Origin of the sequence: Herbaspirillum sp. BH-1 (genome assembly GCF_002870055.1) — a bacterium.
In the GTDB taxonomy this organism is placed as follows: domain Bacteria; phylum Pseudomonadota; class Gammaproteobacteria; order Burkholderiales; family Burkholderiaceae_D; genus Herbaspirillum; species Herbaspirillum frisingense.
The window spans coordinates 186418-211943 of the sequence record NZ_PKOI01000004.1 but is presented as its reverse complement, the minus strand read 5'-3'; the positions used below and the strand labels follow the sequence as shown (position 1 = coordinate 211943).

General features: G+C 62.7%; 20 protein-coding genes and 1 other RNA gene. 14 read left to right on the top strand and 7 right to left on the bottom strand.

The features are described 5' to 3' along the window. Positions 1-212 precede the first annotated feature (212 nt). Together HBH1_RS07710 and ssrA are read left to right on the top strand one after the other, a co-directional pair. Positions 213-3665, top strand: coding sequence for a DUF748 domain-containing protein (locus HBH1_RS07710; RefSeq protein WP_102662247.1), 3453 nt, complete (start codon positions 213-215; stop codon positions 3663-3665). Positions 3666-3846: 181 nt separating this feature from the next. Then, positions 3847-4227, top strand: a transfer-messenger RNA (tmRNA) gene (gene ssrA, locus HBH1_RS07705). A 265-nt stretch (positions 4228-4492) separates the two neighbouring features. Here ssrA and HBH1_RS25605 read toward each other — a convergent pair. The 3 genes from HBH1_RS25605 to HBH1_RS07690 form a co-directional block, all read right to left on the bottom strand. Then, the gene (locus tag HBH1_RS25605; protein WP_102662246.1) at positions 4493-6061 is read right to left on the bottom strand and encodes a methyl-accepting chemotaxis protein; all 1569 of its coding nucleotides are present in this window, start codon (positions 6059-6061) and stop codon (positions 4493-4495) included. A 332-nt stretch (positions 6062-6393) separates the two neighbouring features. Next, on the bottom strand, positions 6394-7317 hold the full coding sequence (locus HBH1_RS07695; RefSeq protein ID WP_233207556.1) for a LysR family transcriptional regulator: 924 nt from the start codon (positions 7315-7317) through the stop codon (positions 6394-6396). A gap of 195 nt (positions 7318-7512) precedes the next feature. After that, positions 7513-8469: a LysR substrate-binding domain-containing protein gene (locus HBH1_RS07690; protein WP_102662245.1), complete on the bottom strand. Its 957-nt coding sequence runs from the start codon at positions 8467-8469 to the stop codon at positions 7513-7515. A gap of 154 nt (positions 8470-8623) precedes the next feature. On the opposite strand from HBH1_RS07690, the gene HBH1_RS07685 reads away from it, so the two are divergent. Further along, complete coding sequence (locus tag HBH1_RS07685; RefSeq protein WP_102662244.1) at positions 8624-9259, top strand: FMN-dependent NADH-azoreductase; 636 nt, start codon at positions 8624-8626, stop codon at positions 9257-9259. A gap of 2 nt (positions 9260-9261) precedes the next feature. Then, entirely contained in the window at positions 9262-9570 is a 309-nt protein-coding gene (locus HBH1_RS07680) for a YciI family protein (protein WP_102662243.1), read from the top strand. A 46-nt stretch (positions 9571-9616) separates the two neighbouring features. Here HBH1_RS07680 and HBH1_RS07675 read toward each other — a convergent pair whose 3' ends face one another. Further along, positions 9617-10531 (bottom strand): LysR family transcriptional regulator, encoded by a 915-nt coding sequence (locus HBH1_RS07675; RefSeq protein WP_199181543.1) that lies wholly within the window; start codon positions 10529-10531, stop codon positions 9617-9619. A 118-nt stretch (positions 10532-10649) separates the two neighbouring features. On the opposite strand from HBH1_RS07675, the gene HBH1_RS07670 reads away from it, so the two are divergent. Beyond that, positions 10650-11423, top strand: coding sequence for an SDR family oxidoreductase (locus HBH1_RS07670; protein ID WP_077235486.1), 774 nt, complete (start codon positions 10650-10652; stop codon positions 11421-11423). An 8-nt stretch (positions 11424-11431) separates the two neighbouring features. Here the strand turns inward: HBH1_RS07670 and HBH1_RS07665 are convergent, their stop codons facing one another. Genes HBH1_RS07665 through HBH1_RS07655 form a run of 3 tightly spaced genes read right to left on the bottom strand, consistent with a single transcriptional unit; the run spans position 11432 to position 13688 of the window. Beyond that, on the bottom strand, positions 11432-11740 hold the full coding sequence (locus HBH1_RS07665) for a Dabb family protein (RefSeq protein ID WP_039874383.1): 309 nt from the start codon (positions 11738-11740) through the stop codon (positions 11432-11434). A gap of 1 nt (position 11741) precedes the next feature. Next, positions 11742-12809: a maleylacetate reductase gene (locus HBH1_RS07660; protein WP_102662241.1), complete on the bottom strand. Its 1068-nt coding sequence runs from the start codon at positions 12807-12809 to the stop codon at positions 11742-11744. A 12-nt stretch (positions 12810-12821) separates the two neighbouring features. Further along, positions 12822-13688, bottom strand: coding sequence for an intradiol ring-cleavage dioxygenase (locus HBH1_RS07655; protein WP_006462093.1), 867 nt, complete (start codon positions 13686-13688; stop codon positions 12822-12824). A gap of 128 nt (positions 13689-13816) precedes the next feature. Between HBH1_RS07655 and HBH1_RS07650 the strand changes: the two genes are divergently transcribed. From HBH1_RS07650 to HBH1_RS07610, 9 genes are all read left to right on the top strand, one after another. Further along, positions 13817-14734: a LysR family transcriptional regulator gene (locus tag HBH1_RS07650; RefSeq protein ID WP_102662240.1), complete on the top strand. Its 918-nt coding sequence runs from the start codon at positions 13817-13819 to the stop codon at positions 14732-14734. 144 nt (positions 14735-14878) lie between these two features. After that, a complete protein-coding gene (locus tag HBH1_RS07645) occupies positions 14879-15481 on the top strand; it encodes a chalcone isomerase family protein (RefSeq protein WP_102662239.1) in 603 nt (200 codons plus the stop codon). A 50-nt stretch (positions 15482-15531) separates the two neighbouring features. After that, positions 15532-16722 carry an MFS transporter gene (locus HBH1_RS07640; RefSeq protein ID WP_102662347.1) on the top strand — a complete coding sequence of 397 codons (1191 nt, stop codon included), beginning with the start codon at positions 15532-15534 and terminating at the stop codon, positions 16720-16722. 9 nt (positions 16723-16731) lie between these two features. Then, positions 16732-18294 (top strand): cryptochrome/photolyase family protein, encoded by a 1563-nt coding sequence (locus tag HBH1_RS07635; RefSeq protein ID WP_102662238.1) that lies wholly within the window; start codon positions 16732-16734, stop codon positions 18292-18294. 238 nt (positions 18295-18532) lie between these two features. After that, a complete protein-coding gene (locus HBH1_RS07630) occupies positions 18533-19168 on the top strand; it encodes a response regulator (protein ID WP_102662237.1) in 636 nt (211 codons plus the stop codon). Between the two features lie 30 nt (positions 19169-19198). Beyond that, entirely contained in the window at positions 19199-20869 is a 1671-nt protein-coding gene (locus HBH1_RS07625) for a sensor histidine kinase (RefSeq protein WP_199181542.1), read from the top strand. A gap of 15 nt (positions 20870-20884) precedes the next feature. Next, positions 20885-21280 (top strand): Hpt domain-containing protein, encoded by a 396-nt coding sequence (locus tag HBH1_RS07620; RefSeq protein WP_102662236.1) that lies wholly within the window; start codon positions 20885-20887, stop codon positions 21278-21280. 49 nt (positions 21281-21329) lie between these two features. Then, positions 21330-23645, top strand: a complete 2316-nt coding sequence (locus tag HBH1_RS07615; RefSeq protein ID WP_102662235.1) for a hybrid sensor histidine kinase/response regulator — start codon at positions 21330-21332, stop codon at positions 23643-23645. Positions 23646-23776: 131 nt separating this feature from the next. Next, entirely contained in the window at positions 23777-25513 is a 1737-nt protein-coding gene (locus HBH1_RS07610) for a methyl-accepting chemotaxis protein (protein ID WP_102662234.1), read from the top strand. Positions 25514-25526: the final 13 nt, after the last annotated feature.

Sequence of the window (25526 nt, the reverse complement as noted above, 5' to 3'; positions counted from 1 at the left end):
TCCGCCAGCGGCGCCCGGCGGAAACTTTGGCGCCGCTTTCCCCTCCTAGCCTGCGCCAGCCTAACGTGTCACAGTGACGACGCCTCGCATTAGAATGACGGCAGGCAGGCTCACCGCCGACACATCACAATCAGAACCGGCCTCCCTTGCAAGGATTGCAGCCATTGCAGCCAATGCAGCGGACGGGCCGGCACCGACAAGGGAAAACCGCAATGACCAAGCCGGGCACCGCCTCTTTCTCCCAGCACCCCGCATGGCAGCGTCTGCGCCGCCCCCTCCGATGGCTGGCCTGGATCCTGGTCGTCCTGCTGGTGTTGGCCGCCCTTAGCTGGGCCGCCCTGCCGGCCCTGGTACGCAAGATCGCCATCGATCAGACCCAGGCCCAGATCGGCCGCAAGCTCTCCATCGGCGAGATCAGCTTCAATCCCTTCCGGCTGGCGCTGCGGGCCTCCGATATCACGCTCTTCGAAGCCGACGGCAAGAGTGCCTTCTTCAGCGCCCAATCGTTGCTGGTGGACGCCTCCTCGGCCTCACTGCTACGCATGGCACCGGTACTGGATGAGATCAAGCTGACCACTCCGCAACTGCATGTCATCCGCCTGGACGCCAACGGCAGCGGCCACTACAACTTCTCCGACATCCTCGACCGTCTGGCGGCACAACCCAAGAGCGAAGGCCAGGCCCGCTTCTCGCTGGCCAACGTGCAATTGCAGGATGGCGCAATCCGCTTCGAAGACAAGGTCAGCGGCAAGACCATCGACATCGCCGCCCTGCAACTCGGCTTGCCCTTCATCTCCAACCTGCCCGGCAACATCGACAGTTTCGTGCAGCCGCAACTGGCCGCCACCATCAACGGCACGCCGCTGCACCTGAAGGGGCGCAGCAAACCCTTCACCTCGTCGCAGGAATCGGCATTCGCCATCGACATCGACCAGCTGGACCTGGTCAGCTACCTGCCCTTTGTCCCCGCCGAACTGCCCCTGGCCGTGCAGAGCGCCAAGCTCACCACCAGGCTGGACCTGGGCTTCAGTCGCAAGGAAGACAAGCCCACCGTGACCCTGGCCGGTGATATCCGGATCGATGACATTTCCTTGCAGGACAAGGCCAAGGCCCCGCTGCTCAAGGCCAAGTCACTGGCCGTGCAACTCGGACAATTCGACCTGCTGGCCGCCAGCGGCGAGATCAGCCAGGTCAGCCTGGAACAGCCGCAAGTCTGGGTCGACATGAATGCCCGCGGCGAAATCAACTGGTTACGCGCCCTCGGCAGCGGTACCAGCAACAGCAAGGCTCCGGCCAAACCGGGCACCACGCCAGCGCAGGCCGGCACGCCGGCACCGGCGACTCCGGCTGTACCAGCAACACCCGCGGCACCCGCACCAGCAGCCCCCATCGTCCTGCAACAACTGAAAGTAAACGGCGGCGACATCCGCTGGCGTGACCAGGCCAACGCCAGCCCGGCGCAGGATATCAAGCTCTCCAAACTGGAGATCAATGCCACCGGCCTATCGACCGCCGTCGATGCCAAGCCCGCCCAACTGAACCTGTCGGTGACGGAAAACGGTCACGGCACGCTGGCCTTTGACGGCCAGGTCCAACCGCTCAAGGCGCAGGTCGGTGGCAAGCTCAAGCTGGAACGCATCGACCTTGCCGCCTACCGCAACTACCTGGCGCGCAGCCCCGTCACCGACATCGCCGGCAAGCTCTCCGGCAACACCACCCTGCAACTGCGCGATGGGCACATCAAGCTCGACGACACCAGCGTGGACCTGGCCGACCTGCGCCTGACGCCGCCCGGCAAGGGCGCCCAGCCGATCAGCCTGCAGTCCCTGTCATTGCAGGCGAAAAATCTCAGCGACACGCTGGACCAGCCCATCCCCTTCAAGCTGCAGGCACGCTTCGACAAAGCCGGCAGTGCCGAACTGAGCGGCCAGGCTGCGCCCCGCCTGAAGCAGCTGGACCTCGACCTGGACGTCAAGGACCTGCCCATCGCGCCCTTCCAGCACTACTTCACCAATGTCCTCAACGTGACCCTCAGCACCGGCCTGGTCAGCGCCAAGGGCAAGCTGACCGTCACGCCGCCGCTGGAGAACCAAAAGCTCGCGCTGGATTACAAGGGTGAGGCTGCCGTCACCAACCTGCGCATGCAGGACAAGGTCACCTCCACCGACTTCCTGCGCTGGCGCACCCTGGCCGTGAGTGGCATCCAGGCCAGACTGGGTGCACGCACGCAAGTGGCGCTGGAAAAGATCACCCTGTCCAACTTCTACGCCCGCGCCATCCTTTCCGACAAGGGCCGCCTGAACCTGCAGGACATCGTCGTGGCCGACGCGCAGGAACAGGGCTCGATCACCGACGACAGCAAGAAGGACAGCAAGGACGCCAAGCCCGGCAACGCGGGCAACACCGGCAGCTCCCGCAAGACCACCTCCACCGCCCCCGTGACCACGCCGGCCGCCTCCGCTGATGCCCCCATCGTACGCATCGGTCAGGTGGTCCTGGAAGGCGGCAACATCAACTACACCGACAACTTCGTCAAACCCAACTACACCGCCAACATGACCGGCCTGGCCGGCACCATCGGCCAGATCTCGTCGGAGAAACCGCAGCCCGCTCCCGTCAACATCAGCGGCAAGATCGACAACGATGCACCGCTGCAGATTTCCGGCTCGCTCAATCCCTTGTTCAAGCCCATGTACCTGGACCTCAAGGCCAGCGCCAACGGCGTGCAACTGCCGCGCCTGACGCCTTACTCCGCCAAGTATGCCGGCTATCCGATCACCAAGGGCAAGCTGTCCATGGACGTGCAATACAAGATCGAGAACGACAAGCTGGTCGCCCAGAACGACCTGCGCATCGAACAGCTGACCTTCGGCGAACGCGTGGACAGCCCCGACGCCACCAAGCTGCCGGTCATGCTGGCGGTATCTCTGCTCAAGGACCGTGACGGCAATATCAATCTCAACCTGCCGATCTCAGGCTCGCTCTCCGACCCCGAGTTCTCGGTCGGCGGCATCATCGTGCGGGTCTTCGTGAACCTGATCGTCAAGGCCGTCACCTCGCCCTTTGCCCTCATCGGATCGATGTTCCGTGCCGACGAGCACATTGGCGAACTGCGCTATATCGAGTTCGCGCCGGGCTCTTCCGAAGTCACCGACGAGGTCCGCAAGAAGCTCGATGCGCTGGGCTACGTCCTGCACGAACGCCCCGGCATCAAGCTCGACATCACCGGCCGCGTCGATCCGCAGGTCGATGACCAAGGCCTGCGCCAGGAAGCCCTGGAACGCAAGATGCGCGGCCTGAAACGCGCCGACCTGATCGCCCGCGAAGGCCAGCCCTCCGGCCCGGTGCGCATCAGCCCGGCCGAGCGCGGCAAGTATCTGGAGCGCGTCTACAAGGACAGCAAGTTCGACAAACCGCGCAACATGATCGGGTTGTCCAAGTCCCTACCGCCGGAAGAGATGGAAAAGATGATCCTGGAACACACCGAGGTCACCCAGGATGATCTGCGCAATCTGGCCCAGCGTCGTGCCGACCAGGTGCGCAATTACCTGCAGGAGCAAAGTGTGATCGACCCGGCGCGCATCTTCCTGATCGCCCCACGGCTGGACGGCACCGGCATTCCAGCCAAGGAGCCCAAGGCGCGGGTGGAACTGACGATCCAGTGACTGGATGAATGAACGGATGAACGGAATGGACGCCGGACCTTGAAAAGCCCGGCCACGCCCATACAACAAGGAGTAGGTTATAATTTGCCTCCCGCCGAAAAGCGGGCGCCTCTCTAGCGGGAGGCAAGCGTAATACGCAGGTTCAAGCGCCCAGCTGGATTTGCGAAGCTTCAACACTCACGGGGCCGACTTGGTTTCGACAGGGGTTGCAAAGCGGAACAGGGCATGCCGAGGACTGGTTACCTCGTTAATCCATCCGGAACTGCTTAAATGCAAACGACGAATCTTACGCTCTCGCAGCGTAAATCGCACCTAGAAACCTAAGAAACTTCTAGCTCTACAGCACTTCTTCCCTGGGGTGTGCTGGCAACAGCGGTAGAGTCATTTACAGGGAATCGTGGCGTATCGGGTTACTTGATACGTCATTAAATCCAAGGTAACTCGTCCTGTCGAAGCGTGTGCGTCCGCGTCGCCAGGATCAAAACCAATTGACTGCACTACGCATGTAGAACTGTCTGTAGAGTGCTTCTGGACGCGGGTTCGATTCCCGCCGGCTCCACCAAACACATTTCCTAGAAAATCCTAGGATATCCCTAACCGCCTAGAGCCTTTGTTCTAGGCGTTTTTTTTACTCCCTGAAATCTTGCGACCTATACGGATCTGGTATGACGCAGACAATACGGTCCACTGCGCTCTTGTTGAGTTCTGCAAGAGTCATCCAACGAGCAGTAACCGAGGGATACTTCAGGAAGGACTTTACGCAAGTTCGGACTATCCTTTGTTTTCGGGAATCCAGCTGCACTCGATGGAGGGTGTAGGCCGGACAATCAGGCAACCACGAAAACCTCAACCATGCTGCCTAATTTCCTGGCTTGCTCTTGCAGTGCTTGAGAGGCGGCCGCAGCCTCCTCGACTAAAGCTGCGTTTTGCTGGGTCACTTGGTCCATCTGAGAAATGGCATTGTTGATTTCATCAATGCCCTTGCTCTGCTCGCTACTGGCCTCGCTAATTTCTCCGATCACTGCGACTACTCGATCTACGCTCGACACCACCTCATTCATTGTTTCGCCAGCCTGTTTTACCAGAGCACTTCCAGCCGCGACCTTATCTACCGAATCATCGATAAGCTCCTTGATTTCCTTTGCCGCAGTGGAACTGCGCTGCGCCAGGCTTCGCACTTCCGATGCCACCACCGCGAATCCCCGACCTTGCTCGCCCGCCCGCGCGGCCTCCACGGCAGCATTAAGGGCGAGAATGTTGGTTTGAAAAGCAATGCCGTCAATGACACTGATGATATCCACGATCTTCTTTGAAGAGTCGTCGATAGCGGCCATCGTCGTGACAACCCTTTGCACCAGTTTCCCGCTTTCCGATGCTACGCCAGAAGCATCTGCGGCCAGGGAGTTGACTTCGTTTGCTCTATCCGCATTCTGCTTGACCGTTGCCGTCAGTTGCTCCATCGCAGACGCGGTTTCTTCCAATGAGCTTGCTTGCTCCTCCGTACGCGAAGAAAGATCCAGATTGCCGGAAGCAATTTCGCCGCTGGCAGTTGTAATGGCATCAGTACCCTTGCGAACCTCGGTCACAATTGCCCTGAGCGAGTCATTCATACTCTTCATCGACATCATGAGGCTATTTGGATTGCTTTCCTCAACGCTGATCTGCGCTCGCAGGTCGCCTTTGGCAATCAGCGCTGCCAGTGCGGCAGCATCGGCTGGTTCGCCACCCAGCTGACGCAAGATGCTCCTGGTGATGACGACGGCTGCGATCAGCCCTGTCAAAAGCGCCAGCGCCCCTAGCGCGATGATCAGTTTTCGTGCTGCAGAATACACGCTCATCGCCTCATTTTTTGCGTCGTCGTTGAGCTTATCTTCGAACTGGGAAAGTTCGGCTAATGTGCGTCGGCGATCTGCCTGCCTCTTGGATAATTCTGCGGCATTAAATTTCTGAATCTCGTCGCCCCTCCCCTCCTGCACAAGATTGATTACCTGCTTTAGCAGAGGGAGCGCTTCTGAAGACTGCTTCTTGATGACGAGTATGACTGATCTTTCAGTCTCGGTAGTCTCCTCTATTTCCGCAAACATTTTTGCCAGAGCGCTTTCCGCCTTAGCGTATTTTTCGATGTATTGCTTAAGACTGGCGACGTTTTTCCCGGACTCTTCCTGCGAAGAAGAAAGCGCCAGATTGCGGAGCAAAAGCGATTGTTCGTAAACCGCGGATCGCATCGCTGCCAAGTGATAGATCTCGGCATTGTTTACGTCGGTAATGGAAGTAAGCTGTTGCTTGATCTGATCCATTTTCCATAAAGCACTGACCAGGATAACTAACAGCAACAAGAGGACAGAACCAAAGCCCAGCGTAAGTCGGGACAAAACCGTGAGGCGCTTCAAATTCATAAAATTTACACCAGAGAAAGTTGCTCCAACTGACGAGCGGGCATAGGGAAACCGGCGCTCTCTCAAGGCGAGAGAAGAGCCCTGTTACGCTGTTCTAGACATGGATTTCGTTTTTGGCTTCGGCTGTCTTTTTGGGAGAGCCACTGTGATGCGCTAAAGGAAGCAGCCGGGAATTTCGCGTTTTGCGCGTGCCCCTCGGTTTTTCTTTGCAGGGTGGGGCAAACCGCGTACTTTATTTGAAAATCAGGCTTTTGATTAGCCTGAAGTGATTGATCAGTTTATTCAAAATACAAGTGGAATGGAGACGAATATTCTCCTGGCGAGCCAGGCCATCATGCCTCCTGCATGACCGGATGCCGGCGACGGAAATACGCCCGGATATGCTCTACGCAAACGACCACCTTTTGTGGAACCTGGCCCCGGTAATTCGTCGACAAAAAGGCACAGTAGCCATCCAGCGTCCAGTCCGGCAGCACCCGCTGCAACCGACCGTTATCGAGATCGGACTGCACCTTGCTCTGTAGCAGCCGCGCCACGCCGTGTCCCTGTAAAGTCAGCTTGTGCAATGAATGGGTGTGATTGACCGAGATGCGAGGAGTCAGGCGCATTTGCACCAGCCTCCCGGCACCGTCGCGCATACCGAGTTCCATGGTTGTCCCAAGCGGCGTAAAGAAGATGAATTCGTGCGATCTCAAGTCCTCGGGTGTACGGATGGGCGAATGTCCTTGCAGGTAGGCGGGCGCCGCGCAAAGTACCGCATCCAGCCGCGCCAGAAACACATCCTCAGGCCCCGCGGCCTTCCCCGCGCGCAGGGCGATATCGACGCTTTTCTCGATCAGATCGACGTTGTGATCATTGACGTCGATATTGATACGCAACTTGGGATAGTCGTGCAGAAGGCCTTCGAGCGCTGGCACGAGGTATTCGGAAGCCATGAAACTGGACGTCGAAATGCGCACCTCACCGACCATGTCCTTGTGCAGATTCTCGGCATTCTGACGGGCCTCGGCGGCCAGCATCAAGATGCGCGCGCAGTTGGCATAGAAGGTCTGGCCTGCTTCCGTCAGGCTGAGCTTGCGGGTTGTCCGATGCAATAGGGTCATCCCCATGGCGGCTTCCAGGGCGCTGATGTGCTGACTGACGGAAGACGAACTCAATCCCAAAGCGCTGGCCGCTCCGGAAAAGCTGCCCATTTCAACCACCCGGGAAAAGATCACCATGCGCGGCAGGTAATCCATGACGTCGTTTTTTTGCATTGGGGTTTCCTGGGGGTGGCTGGGCAGAATACGGCGAGACTTTAGAGTAGAACGAGGTTCTTGATTAGGCGTGGCAAATTAACAGATGTATTCAAAAGAACCATGGAATACAGCTGGATTGAAGCCTGCCGTCCTGACAGCCGCTCGTTTTACTTGCCCGATTCAAACCTTCACTGGTTGTCCGAAGCAATCTGCCTACACCTGGACCGCCCCTTGTCGCGCTAACAGCGCCTGCAACGCCTGGTTCTCCACCTGCATCGTCCGGGACAACTCGACGGCCAGGAACTCGATAAAGGCGCGCACCGCCGGGACCAGCCCGCGACGCGAAGGGAATACGGCATGCAACTGGTGGGCCGCTGCGTGATAGCGTGGCAGCACGACCACCAGTTCACCGCGCTCGACTGCCTGGCGGCATACATTGAAGGGAAGTACGGCCAATCCCGCTCCTCCAGTGGCCGCAGCCTGCATCAGATGCACGTCATCGGTCACCAGCACCGGCGTGTAAGCGATCTCTGCCACCGCCTTGTCCGCATCCTGCAGCCGCCAACGTGCCGCCTCGCCTGGCATGCCACCCGGCCCCAGTCCACGTTGTCCCTGCAGGGATTGCACCGTCTTGAAGGGACCATGGGTAGCGACGAAGCCGGGGCTGGCCGTGAGGATCTGGTGACTGGTGCCGAAGCTTCGCACCACCAGATTGGAATCCTCCAGCGTACTGCGTACCCGCATGGCGACATCGATTCCTTCACCAATCACATCAACGCGCCGATTGCTCAACTCCAGTTCCAGCCGCACATCAGGATGAGCCGTGAGAAAACGGGCCAACAGCGGTGCCAGGAAGATATGCGACACGCCCATGGGCGAACTGACCCGCAGGCGACCGGTCGGGCGTGCACCGGCGTGTTCGGTGACCTCCACCGCCGCGCGTGCGGCATGTGTCATCGCCTCGCAGTGGGTGAAGAACGCCGAGCCCACCTCGGTCACCCGCACCACCCGCGTGGAGCGCTGCAGCAGGCGCACGCCCAGTCGCTGCTCCAGTTCGGCCACGCGGCGGCTGATGCGCGACTTGGGCGTGTTCAACGCCCGCGCAGCGGCTGAAAAGCTGCCATGCACGACCACAGCGGCAAACAAGGCCAAATCGTTGAGGTCTTCCATGAGACAAACCCGGAATGGAAAATTCTGATTATAGACAGCTGATTGTCCTATATGCAGAACAATCTGATCCAATTCCGCTGGCTAGTGAAGAGGGTTTCGGGCCGGTATCGTGGCTCCTGTCGCTCTGATTACCGATCCCTGAAAGGACCTCACCATGAAGATTCTCCATCTCGACTCCAGCATCCTCGGCGACGCTTCTGCCTCGCGCGTGCTCAGTGCTGCCCTGGTTGAAGAACTGCGCAGCCGCTATCCCGACGCGACAGTCACCGCCCGCGATCTGGTCGCCGCTCCCATCGCGCATCTTGACGGCCCCATCGCAGGCGGCTTCCGCCAGCCAGGCACGGTCACCAGCGACGCCGGCCTGCGCGCTGAACATACGCTCTCAGACACTCTGGTCAGTGAACTGCTGGCGAGCGATGTCATCGTACTGGGCGCGCCGATGTACAACTTTTCGGTTCCGAGCCAGCTCAAGGCCTGGCTGGACCGCATTGCCCAACCGGGGCGTACCTTCCGCTATACCGAAACCGGTCCCGTTGGCCTGGCGGGTGACAAGGCGGTGCTGGTGGCATCGACGCGGGGCGGCATGTATTCCTCCGGTCCGGCGGGCAGCATGGATCATCAGGAGTCGTATCTGAGCGCGTTCTTCGGTTTCATCGGTATCAAGCGGGTGAGCTTCGTGCGTGCCGAATTGCTTACCAAGGGCGCCGAATTGCGCAGCACCTCGATGCGCCAGGCTCTGGATGCGGTGCCGGCAGCAGTTACGGGATTGCTCACGCGCGAAGGGGCCTGATCATGATCCATGTCGTGACATTGACCTACCTGCGGCCGGTCGAGGACATCAACCAGCATCTGGACGCCCACAAGAGGTGGCTGATCGACAACGTCAGGCAAGGCAAGGTGATCCTTGCCGGCCCCATGGAAAACCGGACAGGCGGGCTGCTGCTGGCCAGCTGTTCCGATCGCGAGGAACTTGACGCCATGATGGCGCAGGACCCGTTCATCGAGAGCGGCGTTGCCAGCTATGAAGTGTATGCCTGCGTGCCGGCGCTGGCATCGCTGCAATTGCCGCCACATTGGGCGCCGCTGGCCAAGTTCGTCTAGGGCAGGCTCAGCGCTGCCGTCTCGGAGAGTAAATCGGCACAATCCCTCAGCGCCTGTGCGAGGTCAGGACCGTGGACATATACTCCAGCGCAAAGTCCACGAAGGTCCTGGCTCGCAGCGGCAGGTTGCGTCGCGCCGGATAGACCACGTGCGCCGGCAGCGTGCTGGCTTCCCACTTCGGCAGCAGTCGCACCAGTCGGCCGGAGACCAGATCCTCCTCGACCAGCCAGGTCGGCAACGCCGCCACGCCGAGGTCCATGCGCGCTGCTTCGCGCAGGCTGGTCACGCCTTCGGATTGCAGCAGCGGTCGCACCTGCAGGCGACTTTCCTCCCCGTCCCGATACAGCGTCACCTCGCGCGTGCCGCCAAAGGTAGCGGACGACAGGATCACCCACGGCCATTCCTGCAGGTCCTCCGGACGACGGCAGCGGCGGTGTGCCGCCACCAGCCCGGGTGACGCCACCACATGACGGCGGATCTGTCCCAGGGAGCGCGCCACCACCCGGTCGTCGGTCAACGCGCCAGCGATGATGCCGACGTCACAGCCCTCCTCGATCATGTGCAGCGGACGGTTCGAATAGGCCAGTTCCATCGTCACGCCGGGGTGTGCGTGGATGAAACTGCTGATGAGACGACTCACCACGGTCTGCCCGAAGTCGATGGTGGAAAACACCCGGATGTTGCCCTGCAGTCCGCCCTGTTCCAGCCTCAGTCGTTGCTGGGCTGCGTCGGCCAGTTCGATGATGGCACGGGCATCATGCAGGAAGCGCTGGCCGGTCTCGGTCAGGCTCATGCGATGGGTATCGCGCCTGAGCAGCTCGGCACCGCACTGCTGTTCCAATGCGCTCAACTGCCGGCTCAGGGTCGGCTGGGTCATCCGCAGCGCCCGCGCAGCGGCGGAGATACTGCCGCATTCGACGATGGCAACGAAGCTGCGCAACAGGACCAGATCATCGAACATGGCTATGCAATAAGTGGATAAGCGATATGTCGATTATACGGCTACAGCAGAAGCGGCGGCAGTGAGATGATTCTTCCATGCCGTTCCACCCCAATGACTTTCCATTCAGGAGAAAACCATGACCAGCATCGCCAATACCGCTTCCGGTTCCCGTTCCAGCAACAAGGTCGCCATCGTCACCGGCGCATCACGCGGCATCGGTGCGGCCATCGCCAGGCGGCTGGCGGCCGACGGCATCGCCGTCATCATCAACTATGCCGGACGCAAGGCCGACGCAGACGCGGTCGTGGCCGGGATCGAAGCCGCCGGCGGACGGGCTGCCGCCGTCCAGGCCGATGTCGCCGTCCCGGCCCAGGTGGCCGCCATGGTCGATCAGGCTTGCACGCTCTTCGGTGGCGTCGACTTCCTGGTCAACAATGCCGGCATCATCCAGCCCGGCCTGACCATGCTGGCCGATACCGATGACGAGCTCTTCGACCGCCTGATCGCCATCAACCTCAAGGGAAGCTTCAACACCATGCGCATCGCCGCCAAACGGCTGCGCGACGGTGGCCGCATCGTCAACTTTTCCAGCAGCGTGAAGGCCCTGGCGCTGCCCGGTTATTCGGTCTATGCCGGCACCAAGGCGGCGGTGGAAGCCATGACCAACATCTTCGCCAAGGAACTGCGCGGACGCGGCATCACCGTCAATGCCGTGGCGCCGGGACCGACCGCCACCGATCTCTTCCTCAAGGACAAGACCGAGGCCCAGATCGAACACCTGGCCAAGCTGCCGCCGCTGGAACGCCTGGCGCAGCCGGACGATATCGCCGAGGTGGTGGCCTTCCTGGTCAGCCCGGCCGGCGGCTGGATCAACGGCCAGACCATCCGCGCCAATGGCGGCATGGTCTGAGCCCACGCTCAGCGCACCGGATAATCCACCTGATGCCGCGCGATGCGCAGGCTGCCCAGTTGCTGGCGCACGGCCAGGTGGGCGGGATGATCGGCATAGGCACGCAAGGCCTCGGCGCTGTCGAATTCCGTGACCAGCACCACGTCACAGGCGTAATCGACGCCACTGACATCGGTGCCGACCTCCAGATGGCGCAGGCCGGGAATGCGGCCGGCCAGCCCTTCGAAGGCTTGCCTGACCTGTTCGACATTGGCCAGATGCGGCGCGCTACCGCGCTCGCCCTGGATGTCCCACATCACGATGTGCCGGACTGCCATCTCAGTTCCCCGTAACCGGTGCATGGCCATGCCAGGCATTTTCCAGCAAGGCGCGCAAGGCGGCCCGCTCCAGCGGACGTGGATTGGCATAGGCATTCTGCAAGGCGATATCGGTGCAGCGATCAAGCTCTTCATAGGGCATGCCCAGCTCGCGCAGCGACAACGGCGCCTGCAGCGCGCGCGCCAGCGCATGCACGCCCTGTGCCGCGTCCTCGCTACCGAGGGCGCGGGCGATGCGCTGCATGGCCTGCGGCGCGGCCGGCGCATTGTAGGCCAGCGCATGCGGCAGGATCACGGTATGGGTCTCGGCATGCGGCAGGTTGTAGCTGCCGCCCAGCGTGTGGCACAGCTTGTGATGCAGCGACATGCCGACATTGCCCAGCACCGTCCCGCACAGCCAGGCGCCGTACAGGCATTGGCTGCGGGCATCCAGGTCATCGGCGCGCAGGACGATCTGCGGCAGCCCTTCGGCCAGTGCGCGGATACCCTCCTCGGCCAGCATCGACATGATGGGATTGGCATCGGCCGCGTACAAACCCTCGGCCGCATGCGCCATGGCATTGATGCCGCTGGTAACCGACAAGGGCAGCGGCAGGCCCAGGCTCAACTCGGGATCGTAGATCACGGTGCGCGGCAAGACGCGCACATCGCGCCCGGTCTTCTTGAGGCCGGCTTCGGTGATGCCATAGATCGGCGTCATCTCGCTGCCGGCATAGGTAGTCGGGATGGCCAGGATGGGCAGCTCGGACTCCAGCGCGATGGCCTTGCCCAGGCCCATGGTGGAACCGCCGCCGATGGCGATGGCGCAGTCGGCCTCCAGTTCGCGGGCGACTTCGCGGGCGTGGCGCGCGGTCTCGATGGGCACATGCATGACGGCCTGATCGAAGATGCCGGCGCAGCGCTCGCCGATCAGCGCGGCCACACGTTCGGCCTCGGCACGCTGGCCCGGTGTGCACAGCACCAGCGCGCGGCGGGCGCCCAGCTGCTCGGTTTCGCGGACCAGATGTTGCAGGCTGCCGGCGCCGAAGATCACACGGGCGGCAGCGCTGGTGTAGGTAAAGGCTTGCATGACGGTCCCGGTTCAGTTGCGCTGGGGATTGAGGATGAAATCATAGTGCAGCGTGTAGAAGGGCTGCTCGCAATGGCTGCCATCGGGGGCGATGCCGGCTTCATGGCGCGGCCAGTCGGCAATCAGCGTGGAACGCACGCCGAACACCGCATCCGAGTCCAGGTAGTGGTCGCCACGGCGGAACACGTGGGTGATCAATGTTTCATAGCCCTCGGCCCGGATGCGGAAATGCAGGTGGGCCGGACGCCACGGATGCCGGCCCAGCTTGTCCAGCATCCGCCCTACCGGGCCATCATGCGGGATCGGATAGGAGTTGGCCAGGATGCTGCGGAAATGGAAGCGCCCCTGGGCGTCGGTCTGCAGGGTGCCACGGGCTTGCAGCTGGTCCAGGTCGGGATACTGCACATCATAGAAACCGTCTTCGTCAGCCTGCCAGACTTCCAGCGTGGCATGGGCCAGCGGCTGTCCATCCAGTCCGCGCACACTGCCGCTGACAAAGCAGGGCTCGCCCCGTGCGCCGTTGGCGATGTCGGCACCCAGTTCGTAGCGCGGTGAATTCTCGACGTGGAAAGGACCGAACACCGTGGCCTCGGTGCAACCGGCGGGCTTGTGGTTCTGCTGCGCCATCACCAGCGTGGACAGGCCCAGGGTGTCGGAGAGGAGGATGAATTCCTGGCGCTTGTCGGAACACATCTGACCGGTCTCGGTGAGAAAACGGATGCCCTCGAACCATTCTTCCTCGGTCAGCTTGACCTCGCGGGCGAAGGCGTGCAGGTGCTGCACCAGGCTGGTCATGATCTGCCGCAGGCGCTCGTCGGGCATGCCTGCATGGCGGGCCAGCACGGCCTGGGTGATGGTGTCTTCGTTCAGGTTGAGCATGGTCTCCTCGCTTTTTTGGTTAGATCGTCCGGATTTTTCCGCTGGGCGTTAATATAGGCCGGTTTTTTGGAGGGATATATGCCGGAAGTGGAAAACTGTTTTCCACCCGGCCATGACGGGAGACCCGGGTGGACCGCTGGAGCCAATTCGAACTCTTCGTGCAGGTAGCCGAGCTGGGCAGCCTGTCGCGTGCGGCAGAGGTGCTGGGCATGTCCAACGCCGCGGCCAGCCGCAGCCTGGCGGCGCTGGAAGAACGCCTGGGCGCGCGCCTGGTGGAGCGCAGCACGCGCCGCCTGGGGCTGAGCCAGACCGGCGAAGCCTTCTACCGCCAATGCAAGGCGGCCCTGGTGCAGATGAAGGAGGCCGAGGAACTGGTCAACGCCAATAGCGTGGCGCCCGGCGGCATGCTGCGGGTGACCTCCTCGCTGTCGTTCTGCATGAAGCACATCAGCCCCATCCTGCCGCGCTTTCACCGGCTCTATCCGGACATCACGCTGGACCTGGTGGCGGCCAATCGCTACGTCGACCTGCTCGACAGCGGCATCGATGTGGCCATCCGCACCCGCGAGTTCGAACCGGATTCCAACATCGCCGTGCGCCGCCTGGCCTCGACCCGCCGCATCCTGGCCGCCGCTCCGGGTTACCTGGCCGCAAGTGGCGTACCGCGCACGCTGGAGGACCTGGCCACGCACGACCTGCTGGTCTACAGCCATGCCAACCAGCCCAACAGCCTGCGCTTTCACCACCGCCAGGCCGGTGAACGCACGCTGGAGATCAGCGCCCTGATGCAATCCAACGACGGCCAGATCATCCGGGCCGCCGCGCTGGAGGGGCTGGGCATCCTGATCCAGCCCAACTACATCATCTACGACGACGTCGTCGCCGGCCGACTGGTGCCGGTGCTGGATGACTGGGACCTGCCGCGCCTGACCATCAATATCGCCTACCAGGGGCGCAAGCACCTGCCGGCCAAGGTCCGGGTGTTCATCGATTTCCTGGTCCAGCACTTCGAGGAGATGGACTACGAACGCAAATGGACGCGCTGAACGGTCTCGCTCGAACACCATAATACCGATTGGTAAATAAAAAATACCAATTAGTAGCGTTCGCTTTTCTTTGGTAGTAATCTAGCGACCATGTGACGCGCCGCGCATTGGTGCACCCGACCTTCGCCCCGAGGAATGACCCGCATGTCCATCGCTACCGCCCTGTTCACCCTGTTTGCCTCCCTGTCTTCGTCTTACCGGCGACGCCTGATGACAGGCATCGCGCTGGGCCTGCAACTCTCCCTGGCCGGGACCGCCTTCGCGCAGGCCGCTCCGCAAGCCACCCCACCCTGGCGCGAAGTGCTGCCGCAGGCGCAGACGGTGGGCAGCGGCACCATGCGCTGGCTGGGCCTGCGCATCTATGACGCCACCCTGTGGGCAGCCCAGCGCCCGCTGGACGACAACCAGCCTTTCGCGCTGCAACTGGATTACAAGGTCGGCATCAGCCGCGACCGGCTGGCCAATACCTCCATCGACGAAATCCAGCGCATGAGTCCGGCGCCGATCCCCGACTCCACGCTGGCGCGCTGGAAGAGCGAGCTCAGCGGCGCCTTCGTCGATGTCGCCGATGGCGATGAACTGGTGGGCGTCTATCTGCCCGGGCGCGGCATGCGGCTCTATGACAGGAACAAGCTGCTGGCCGAAATCGCCGATCCCGAACTGGCACGCGCCTTCTTCAATATCTGGCTCGGCCAGCCCAGCCGTGACGACAGCCTGCGACGCCGCCTGCTGGGGGAAACGCCTTGAGTGCAGGCGCCGCCCGCCTGCCCGGGCGCTGGCACGACGCGGCCTACGGCATGCTGGGCGCTCCGCTGGCGATGGCGGCGCTGCCGCTGTTCGTACAGCTGCCGGCGTATTACGCCAGCCATGTCGGCGTGGCGCTGGCTCCGCTGGGATGGGTCCTGTTCGCCGCACGCCTGCTGGACATGCTGCAGGACCCGCTCTTCGGTCATCTGCTGGATCACTCGGCGCAACGCCAGAAGCGCTGGATGGCCCTGGCCGCGCTGGTGCTGGCACTGGCTTTCGTCTGCCTGTGGAATCCTCCCGCCACGCCCCAGGCCGCCATGCCCTGGCTGGTCGGCATGCTGGTGCTGGCCTATGGCGCGCACAGCATGCTGAGCATCGCCTACCTGTCATGGGGCTCGCGCCTGCCTGACGATGGTCTGCGCGCCGTGGCCTGGCGCGAGGCGGCCGGGCTGGTCGGGGTGATCGTGGCCAGCGTGGTGCCGGTGGGCATCCTGGCCGCCGACCCGGCGCAGGTAGCGGCCCGTCTCACTATGTATTGCCTGTTCTTTGCCGCCGTGCTGGGCGTGGCGCTAGTGCTGTTGCTGCGCCAGCCGGCACCGCCCAGCGTGGCGGCCGGGCAGCCGTGGCGACAGGCGCTGGCCAGCCTGTGGGCCAATCGCGCCTTCCGCGCCCTGTTGCCCCCCTATCTGCTCAATGCCCTGTCGGCTGCCATTCCGGCCACGCTGGCGCTGTTCTTCATCGAAGATCAATTGCAGGAGAAGGCCTTGGCCGGCCTGTTCCTGGCCGCCTATTTCGGCGCGGCCGCGCTGGGTCTGCCGCTGTGGAGTGCGCTGGCGCGCAAGGTCGGCGCGGTGGCCTGCTGGCGCCTGGCCATGCTGCTGTCGACCGCCGGCTTCATCGGCGCGGCGTGGTTGGGGCCGGGCGATCGCCTCGCCTTCCTTGCCGTGTGCCTGGCCACCGGTGCCGCACTGGGCGCCGACCTGCTGCTGCCGCCGGTCTTGCTGGCGCGGGTCGTCACCGGGCGCGGCTCGGTGGGCGCGGCCTTTGGCATCCTCACCATGCTGGGCAAGCTGGCGCTGGCCCTGGCCGGCATCGCGCTCCCCATCCTGTCGGCCCTGGATTACCACCCTGGCCAGGGCCCCGGCACCAGCCTGCCCCTGGTCTATGCCGCCCTGCCCTGCCTGCTCAAGCTCTGCGCCTTCGTGGCACTGGGCCGCTATGGTCGCAGGTATCCTTTTTGACGCATCAGCATGAAGAAGAAAGACACGTCCTCGTCCCATCCGGCCCGCACTCTGCGCCTGGTCCTGGGTGACCAGCTCAACCCGCTGCATTCCTGGTTCGATGCCGTCGATCCCGAGGTGGTCTACGTGCTCATGGAAGTCCGTTCGGAAACCGACTACGTGCTACACCACGCGCAGAAGATCCTGGCCATCTTCGCCGCCATGCGCGCCTTTGCCGCGCGCCTGCGCGCCGACGGCCACCGGGTGCGCTACATCAGCCTGGACGATGCCAGCAACCGCCAGTCGCTGCCGGCCAACCTGTCGGCCCTGGTGACCCATTACCAGACCCAGGAGGTGCAATGGCAGGCGCCGGATGAATGGCGGGTCGACCAGACCTTGCAACAATGGGCAGAGGGTCAGGCGCTGCCGGCGACCGTGGTCGATACCGAGCACTTCCTTACAGCCCGCCATGAACTGCCGCGCCTCTTCGCCGGGCGCAAGCAATGGCTGATGGAACACTTCTACCGGCAGATGCGCCGCCGCTTCGAACTGCTGCTCGATGCGTCCGGCCAGCCCGAGGGCGGTCAATGGAATTTCGACCACGACAATCGCAAGCGCTGGCCCGGCACTCCGCCCGAACCGGAAGACCGGCGCGCGCCGCACGACCACGACGCGCTATGGCAGATGCTGCAGCAACAGGGCGTGGCCAGCTTCGGCGAGCCGCAGACCAAGCAGTTGCGCTGGCCACTGGATCGCGACGAAGCCCTGCAGCACCTGGAGCATTTCATCACCCGCGTGCTGCCCTGCTTCGGCGACTATGAAGACGCGATGAGCAGCCGGGCCCAGCGCCTGTTCCACTCGCTGCTGTCGTTCGCGCTCAACGTCAAGATGCTGCAGCCGCTGGAGGTGGTCCGTCGCGCCGAGCAGGCCTATCGCGATGGCGATGCGCCGCTGGCGGCGGTGGAGGGCTTCATCCGCCAGATCATCGGCTGGCGCGAATATGTGCGGGGCATCTACTGGTCGCAGATGCCCGGCTATGACGAACGCAATGCCCTGGCCCACCGGCTGCCGCTGCCGGCCTGGTTCTGGACCGGCCAGACCCGCATGCGCTGTCTGCAGCACGCCATCGGCCAGTCGTTGCAGACGGCGCACGCGCATCACATCCAGCGCCTGATGGTGATCGGCAACTTCGCCCTGCTGGCCGGACTGAACCCCAAGGAACTGCACCACTGGTACCTGGGCATCTACATCGATGCCTTCGAATGGGTGGAACTGCCCAACACCCTGGGCATGAGCCAATGGGCCGACGGCGGCATCATCGCCACCAAGCCCTATGTCAGCAGCGCCGCCTATATCGGGCGCATGAGCGACTATTGCCAGGGCTGCGCCTACGACCCCAAGCAGAAGACCGGCGAGGACGCCTGCCCCTTCAATGCCTTGTACTGGGATTTCTTCCTGCGCCACCGTTCCACCTTCGGCAATAACCCGCGCATGGGCATGGCCTACCAGCAACTCAAGAAGATGGACCCGGCCGATCTCACCCGCCTGCAGGAACAGGCCGCCAGCCTGCGCGCTCGCCTGGATAGTCTCTAGAGCCTGCTGGCCCGGTGTCGTTCGGGGAAACTCCCGCCGGCCGATAACTTGTGCTGGATTGCCCAAAAGCAGGCAAAATACACAAAATCTGACGAACTCACGAAATTCCCTGCCTGATGCGGTCATCGAAGCTGACTGCGCGGCATCACTGTTGCTTTTCGTCGAAAACCGATTATACCGAATTCAAATTTTATCTAACTAATTTGATTTATTTGTGTAAAATACCGATAATGGATTTATGAAAACCGCAAAGACAATCAGCTCCGAGGTCTGCACCACGCAGGAAGCGGCCCATATCCTGGGCATTTCGGTGTCCTCCGTTCAGCAACTGGTCGAGGCCGGCATCATCGAAGCCTGGAAGACCAAGGGCGGTCACCGTCGCATTCCGCTGGCTGCCGTGCATGCCTACAAGGCCACGCCGGGTTCCTCCGGCGATGCCGCCGAGCACGGTCGCAACGCCCCGGCACCGCGTCCCGGCAACGGCCGCACCGCCGTGCTGGTGATCGAGGACAACCGCCTGCAACGCGAGCTGTATGCAAGCGCGCTCGGTTCCTGGGGGCTGCCGCTGGATCTGGTCTATTGCGACAACGGTTACAAGGCGTTGCTGGAGATCGCGCGCAGCAAACCCGACGTGGTGCTGGCCGATATCGTGATGGAAGGCATGGACGGCTACGAAGTGGTCAAGACCATCCTCAACGATCCACAGCTGCGCGATGTGAGCATCGCCATCGTCAGCAGCCTGGATCAGGACGAGATGGCACAGCGTGGCGGTATTCCGGCAGGGGTGGTGTTCTTCCCCAAACCGGTCAATTTCGATGAATTACGCGGCTACATGCGGGCCTGTTGTGCACGCAGGGAGCGCGAGTCCCGCTAGGGGGCTACCACTGGAAAGGCCAGCAGCGCCATGGATGACCGGAAACACTCGACCCTGCCCCTCCGGTTTGCGCGCATCGATCTGCGCCTGGCGCTGGGGCTGTTTTCCCTGCTGCTGATCTGTGGTCTGTGGCTTGGAGCGCTCAAGGAGCTGCAGACCAGCCGCGAAAACCACCTGCAGGACGCCCGTCGCGATGCCCAGTCGCTCTCGCGGCTGTTCCTGGAACATGCCTACCGCACCATCGAAGCAGCCGACCAGGCTGCCGTCTACCTGCGTTACCGCTATGGTGAACGCGGCCCGGCCCTGGACCTGGCCAACGAGATCGACAATGGCCTGGTGGCACGCAACGTCTACAACCTCTTCACCATCGTCGACCGCAACGGTGACGTGGTGCTCTCCAGCAAGCCCTTCACGCCCCTGAACCTGTCCGACCGCGAACACATCCAGGTTCACATGCATGGCGGTGAAGACAAGCTCTTCATCAGCACCCCGGTACTGGGCCGCGTCTCCAAGAAATGGTCACTGCAGCTCACACGACGCATCAACCGCCCCGACGGCGGCTTCGGCGGCGTGGTGGTGGTCTCGATGGACCCGCAATACTTCACCAGCCTGTACCACCAGATCGATGTCGGCCATCACGGCGTGATCACCCTGGTCGGTGCCGATGGCGTGGCACGGGTGCGCCGCACCGGCGACATGGACGCCATGGGCGAGCAGGTGCGCGGTGGCAAGGTCTACGCTGCCATGCTGGCCCAGGGCAGCGGCGTGGTGGAAGCCGCCAGCCGGGTCGACGGGCGCGAACGCATCTACGCCTTCCAGAAGTTGCGTGACTACCCGCTCTACGCCTCGGTGGGCATCGACATCGAAGAACGCCTGGCCCCCTACTACCGCGAACGCAACCGTACCCTCACGCTGGCGACCCTGATCACGCTGGCGGTGCTGGTATTCAATGCGGTACTGATCTGGATGGCCGGCTCGCTGCAACGCAGCCGCCAGGACGCCATGCAGGCCAACCAGGCCAAGTCGCGCTTCCTGTCCAACATGTCGCATGAGTTCCGTACCCCGCTCAACGGCGTGCTCGGCTATTCCGACGCCTTGCGCGAGGAACTGGCAGAGTCGCCCCTGGCGCAATACGCCACGGCCATCCACGACAGCGGCAACCGCCTGCTGGACCTGGTCAATGCCATCCTGGAGGTGACCGAACTGGAAGACCGCCGCGTCACCGTTCACATGGCGCCGGAAAACCTGCGCGAACTGGTCGGGCAGGCCATTGCCCGCCACTATGCGGCCGCCCGCGACAAGGGAGTGCTGCTGGAATGTCGCATCGCCGACGACGTGCCGCAGCTGCTGGTATGCGACCAGCGCAAGGTGCTGCGCGTGCTGGAAAACCTGATCGGCAACGCCGTGCGCTATACCGACGCCGGCCGCATCATGGTCGAGGTCGAGCGCAGTGCCGCCGACCGGCTCGACATCCATATCAAGGACACCGGCATCGGCATTCCCGCCGCGCAACTGGAGACCATCTTCGAGACGTTCACCCAGGCCGACGACAGCGTGCGCCGTTCCAGGGATGGCGCCGGTCTCGGACTGACCATTGCCCAGCGTCTGGTGACGCTCATGGGCGGCAAACTCGTGTTACAGTCCAAACAACATCAGGGATCGACTTTCAGCTTCACATTGCCACTACAAGAGCCGAAGTAAAACGGCGGCAAAGAAATGAAAACACAGGGGGGAACCGTGCATCCGGGCCAGTCAGAGAGCGACTATCTTCATATCGATCCCAGCGATCTGCTGGAGGCCGTAGGCGGCGATGCGGGCACTGTCGCCGCGCTGGCACGTACCTTCGTGGACAGTGCACCTGACATCTTTTCGCGACTGGAACAGGCGACCCTGGCCGGCAATGCCGACGCCACCCGCCACGAAAGCCACACGCTCAAGGGCATGTGCGCCCTGTTCAATGCCCGCGTGCTGACCGCCCTGCTGCTGCAGACCGAGCAGGCCGGGCGTCAGGGCCAGACGCCGCGACCGGAAGAGCTGGTGCAACTGCAGGTCAGCTTCGGGCTGGTACTGGAGGAGATCCGGCGCTACGCCCACGCACCCATGTCCACCTGAATCGGGCCTGCGCCTACGACCGCACCCACGCCGTACCTGCCTGCACGACATGACCCAGCCCCTGCCTGCCACCAGCACCGCGCCGCTCCGGCCTCGTATCCGCCGCTCCGCAATCACGCTCGGCGTACTGCTGCTGGGCCTGCTGATGACCACCGTCATCGTCTCCGGTACGTTGCTGTATCGGGCCAGTCTCAATGACTGGCGCAACGATCTGTCCACCCTCTCCACCGTCCTGGCCGAGAGCACCGCCCAGACCATGTCCTCGGCGCGCCTGGTGATCGACAGCATCCAGTACGACATCGAAGCCGCCAACATCGATGACGAACAGCAACTCCGGCAGCACGTGGGCAGTGCCGATTTTTCACAGGCGCTGCGCGAGAAGATTCGCGGCCTGCCCTTCATCTCGGGCGTCGGCATCAGCAACGCCGAAGGGCGCATCATCGCGCTCTCACGCGCCCATCCGGCACCGATGCTGGACCTGACCGACCGCGACTACTACCTGCACCACAGCCAGTCGGCCTCGACCGAGGATTTTCTCGGAGAAACCGTCAATTCACGCGCCGCCGGCGTGCCGACCTTCTACCTGAGCCGGCGCATCAATGATCGCCAGGGCCGCATGCTGGCCATCGTGGTGGTGGCCCTGCCCTGCGCCTTCTTTGAAGACTTCTTCAGTGCCGTCACCAAGGACAAGCCGTTTTCCATCCTGCTCTCGCGCCAGGATGAAAAAGCCCTGATCAGCACCGCCCTGGTCCATGACACCGACGCCGAGCGCGACATCACGCCGCTGGCTGAACTGCATCCGCAGCGCCCCGCCAATCAGGATGGCCGCACCCCTTACTATTTCATGCAGGCACACTGGCTGGGCATCCACCGGCCAGTGCGCAACGCGCCGATGTTCCTGGAGATCGGCGTCACCGACAAGGTCTACTTCAGTGAATGGCTGGAGTCCATGTACCCGCTCATGCTGGTGGCGGCCATCAGCCTGGTGGGCCTGGTCGGTGGTTTTGCCGTGGCCTTGCGCCAGGCCCAGCGGCGCGAGCAGGACGCCTTGCTGGCCATGCAGTTGAAGGAAGAGGCTGATCAGGCCAACGAGGCCAAGTCACGCTTCCTGGCCATGGTCAGCCATGAAATCCGCACGCCCATGAACGGCATCCTGGGCCTGTCCGAACTGCTGATGGAATCGGGCCTCTCCAGCAAGCAACGTCACTATGCCGACAGCATCCACAATGCCAGCGGCGGCCTGGTGCGCATCATCAACGACATCCTGGACTTTTCCAAGATCGAATCCGGCAAGCTGGACCTGGAAGAAGTCGCCTTCTGTCCGGCCCGCCTGGCGCGCGAAGTGGTCGAGCTGTACCGCCCCTCGATCCACAACCGGGAGGTGGAGTTCGACCTGCGCATCGACTGCGATGAAAGCCTGTGCCTGGTGGGCGACCCCTCGCGCCTGAAACAGGTGCTGGGCAACCTGCTGAGCAATGCCATCAAGTTCACCCCGGCCGGACATGTGCGCCTGAGCATGTCGGCACGAAAGGAAGAATCGGGACTCAACCGCTGGCGGCTGTTCTTCGCCGTGGCCGACAGCGGCATCGGCATCACACCGGAAGCCCTGGCGCAACTGTTCCAGCCATTCACCCAGGCCGACAACACGATCTCGCGTCGCTTCGGCGGCACCGGGCTGGGCCTGGCGATCAGCAAGAATCTGGTGGAATTGATGGGTGGCAAGATCGCCTGCCAGAGCGTACCGGGACAGTCGACCCGCTTCAGCTTCGATATCCTCTGCGCCGAAGGCGCGCAGCCGCTGCCCGGCACCAACTCAACGTCGCCATGCCCGGTACTGACGGCCTCTCCCCTGCCAGCGGATCAAGCGCCGGCCGCGTCACCCAGTGTGCAAAGCCCGGCGCAGGAGGCGCCCTCCCCCGCCCCTGCCGCGCCCGCCGCACCTGCCAGCCTGCCCTCGACGGTGATGAACGGCGCCCGCATCCTGGTGGCCGAAGATACCGACATCAACCGCCAACTGCTGCGCATTCTGCTGGCGCGTCGTGGCTGTGTCCTGCAGGAAGTGGAAAACGGGCTGATGGCAGTTGACGCCCTGCGTCACGGCAGCTACGACCTGGTGCTCATGGACTGCATGATGCCCATCATGGATGGCTACCAGGCCACCGCCGAAATCCGCGCCATCGAACAGGCTCAGGGTCGCCCGCGCACCCCCATCGTCGCCCTCACGGCCAGCGCCATCGAAGGTGATCGCCAGCGCTGCCTGGACGCCGGCATGGACGATTACCTCAGCAAGCCCTTCACCCAGGTGGGCTTGATGAATACCGTCGAAAAATGGCTGCAGCAAAACCCGACGCCGGAAAATGTCTGAATCAGGAAAATCCCTAAGAAAATAAAACAACTGCTTAATTTGTTTTATTTGATTTATTTGCTTGCAATCCCTATGATGGTTCCTGAGCGCACTCACACATCCGAATAGCGCACCTATCAGGAGTTGTCATCATGAAATGGTTCTACGATCTGAAAATCGCCCACAAGCTCAACGCTGCCTTCCTGGTGGTGCTGGTGTTCATCGTAGGGCTCGGCACCCTGGCCACTGTGCAACTGGGGCAAGTCAACCAGAGCTCCACCGACATCGCCCGCAACTGGCTGCCCAGCATGAGCACGCTGTCCAAGATCAGCCTGGCACTGGCCCGCTCGCGCAGCTTCGACATGCAGCAATTGCTGAGCGACGACAAGAAGGAAGAACAGGCCTCCCGCGAGCGCGCCGACAAGCAGATTGAGATCCTGATCAAGGAAATGGCTGAATACGGCAAGCTGGTCTCCGAGCCCCGTGAAAAGGAACTGTATCCGGAAATCCAGCGCAACATCGCCGAATACAAGCAGGTGCATGACCGTATTTCCGCGCTGTTCCAGGACGACCAGAAGCAGGCCGGACACGCCCTGCTCAACAGCGCCTCCACCCCGGTCTATCGCAAGCTGCAGGAGCAGATCAGCGAACTCTCCGAAGTCAACAGCAAGGGGGCTGCCGTCTCCGATGCCACTGCCACCCAGGTCTATGAACAGGCACGTCTGGCCATCATCGTCCTGGTCGTTGCATGCATCACCTTGTCGATGATTCTCTCGTGGTGGATCGCCCGTCTGGTAGCCCGTCCGCTGACCAATGCGGTCGCCATTGCCCGCCGGGTGGCCGAAGGTGACCTGACCGCCGACATCCCCAGCGCCCATCGCGATGAAACCGGCCAGCTGCTGGACGCGCTCAGGCAGATGAACGGCAACCTCCTGAACATCGTGCGTGAAGTGCGCCAGGGTACCGACACCATCTCCACCGCCTCGGCCGAGATCGCGACCGGCAACATGGACCTGTCCTCCCGCACCGAACAACAGGCCGGCGCGCTCGAAGAAACCGCCTCGGCCATGGAAGAACTGACCTCCACCGTGCGCCAGAACTCCGACAATGCCCGCCAGGCCAACCAGCTTGCCGTGTCCGCGTCCGAGATCGCCCAGAGTGGCGGCCAGGTGGTCGGCAAGGTGGTCGATACCATGGGCGCCATCAACGAATCCTCGCGCAAGATCGTCGACATCATCGGCGTGATCGACGGCATCGCCTTCCAGACCAACATCCTGGCCCTGAACGCCGCCGTGGAGGCTGCCCGTGCCGGTGAACAGGGACGCGGCTTCGCAGTGGTGGCCTCGGAAGTGCGTTCGCTGGCCCAGCGCAGCGCTGCCGCCGCCCATGAAATCAAGGGTCTCATCGACGACTCCGTGACCAAGGTGGACACCGGCAGCAAGCTGGTCCATGAAGCCGGCCAGACCATGAACGAAGTGGTCGCCAGCGTCAAGCGCGTCTCCGACATCGTGGCCGAGATCACCGCTGCCGGCGCCGAACAGTCGCAGGGCATCGAACAGATCAACAATGCCGTGGTGCAGATGGACGAAAACACCCAGCAGAATGCCGCCCTGGTGGAACAGGCTGCCGCCGCCGCCAAGGCCCTGCAGGAACAGGCGACACGACTGAGCCAGACCGTTGGCGTGTTCCGCCTCGACAGCAGCCACGTGCCGGCACCCTTGATGCAGGCCACAGCCGCACCGGCGGTGCGCGACATCACCCCGGCGCGCCCGGCGGTGGCCCAGGCCCGCGCCCGCAGCATCGCCCAGCCGACTGCACCGACCCGTCCTGCCGCTACCAAGAGCGGCCATGACCATGCCGCCGACAACGGCGACTGGGAACAATTCTGATCCCCGAGGACGA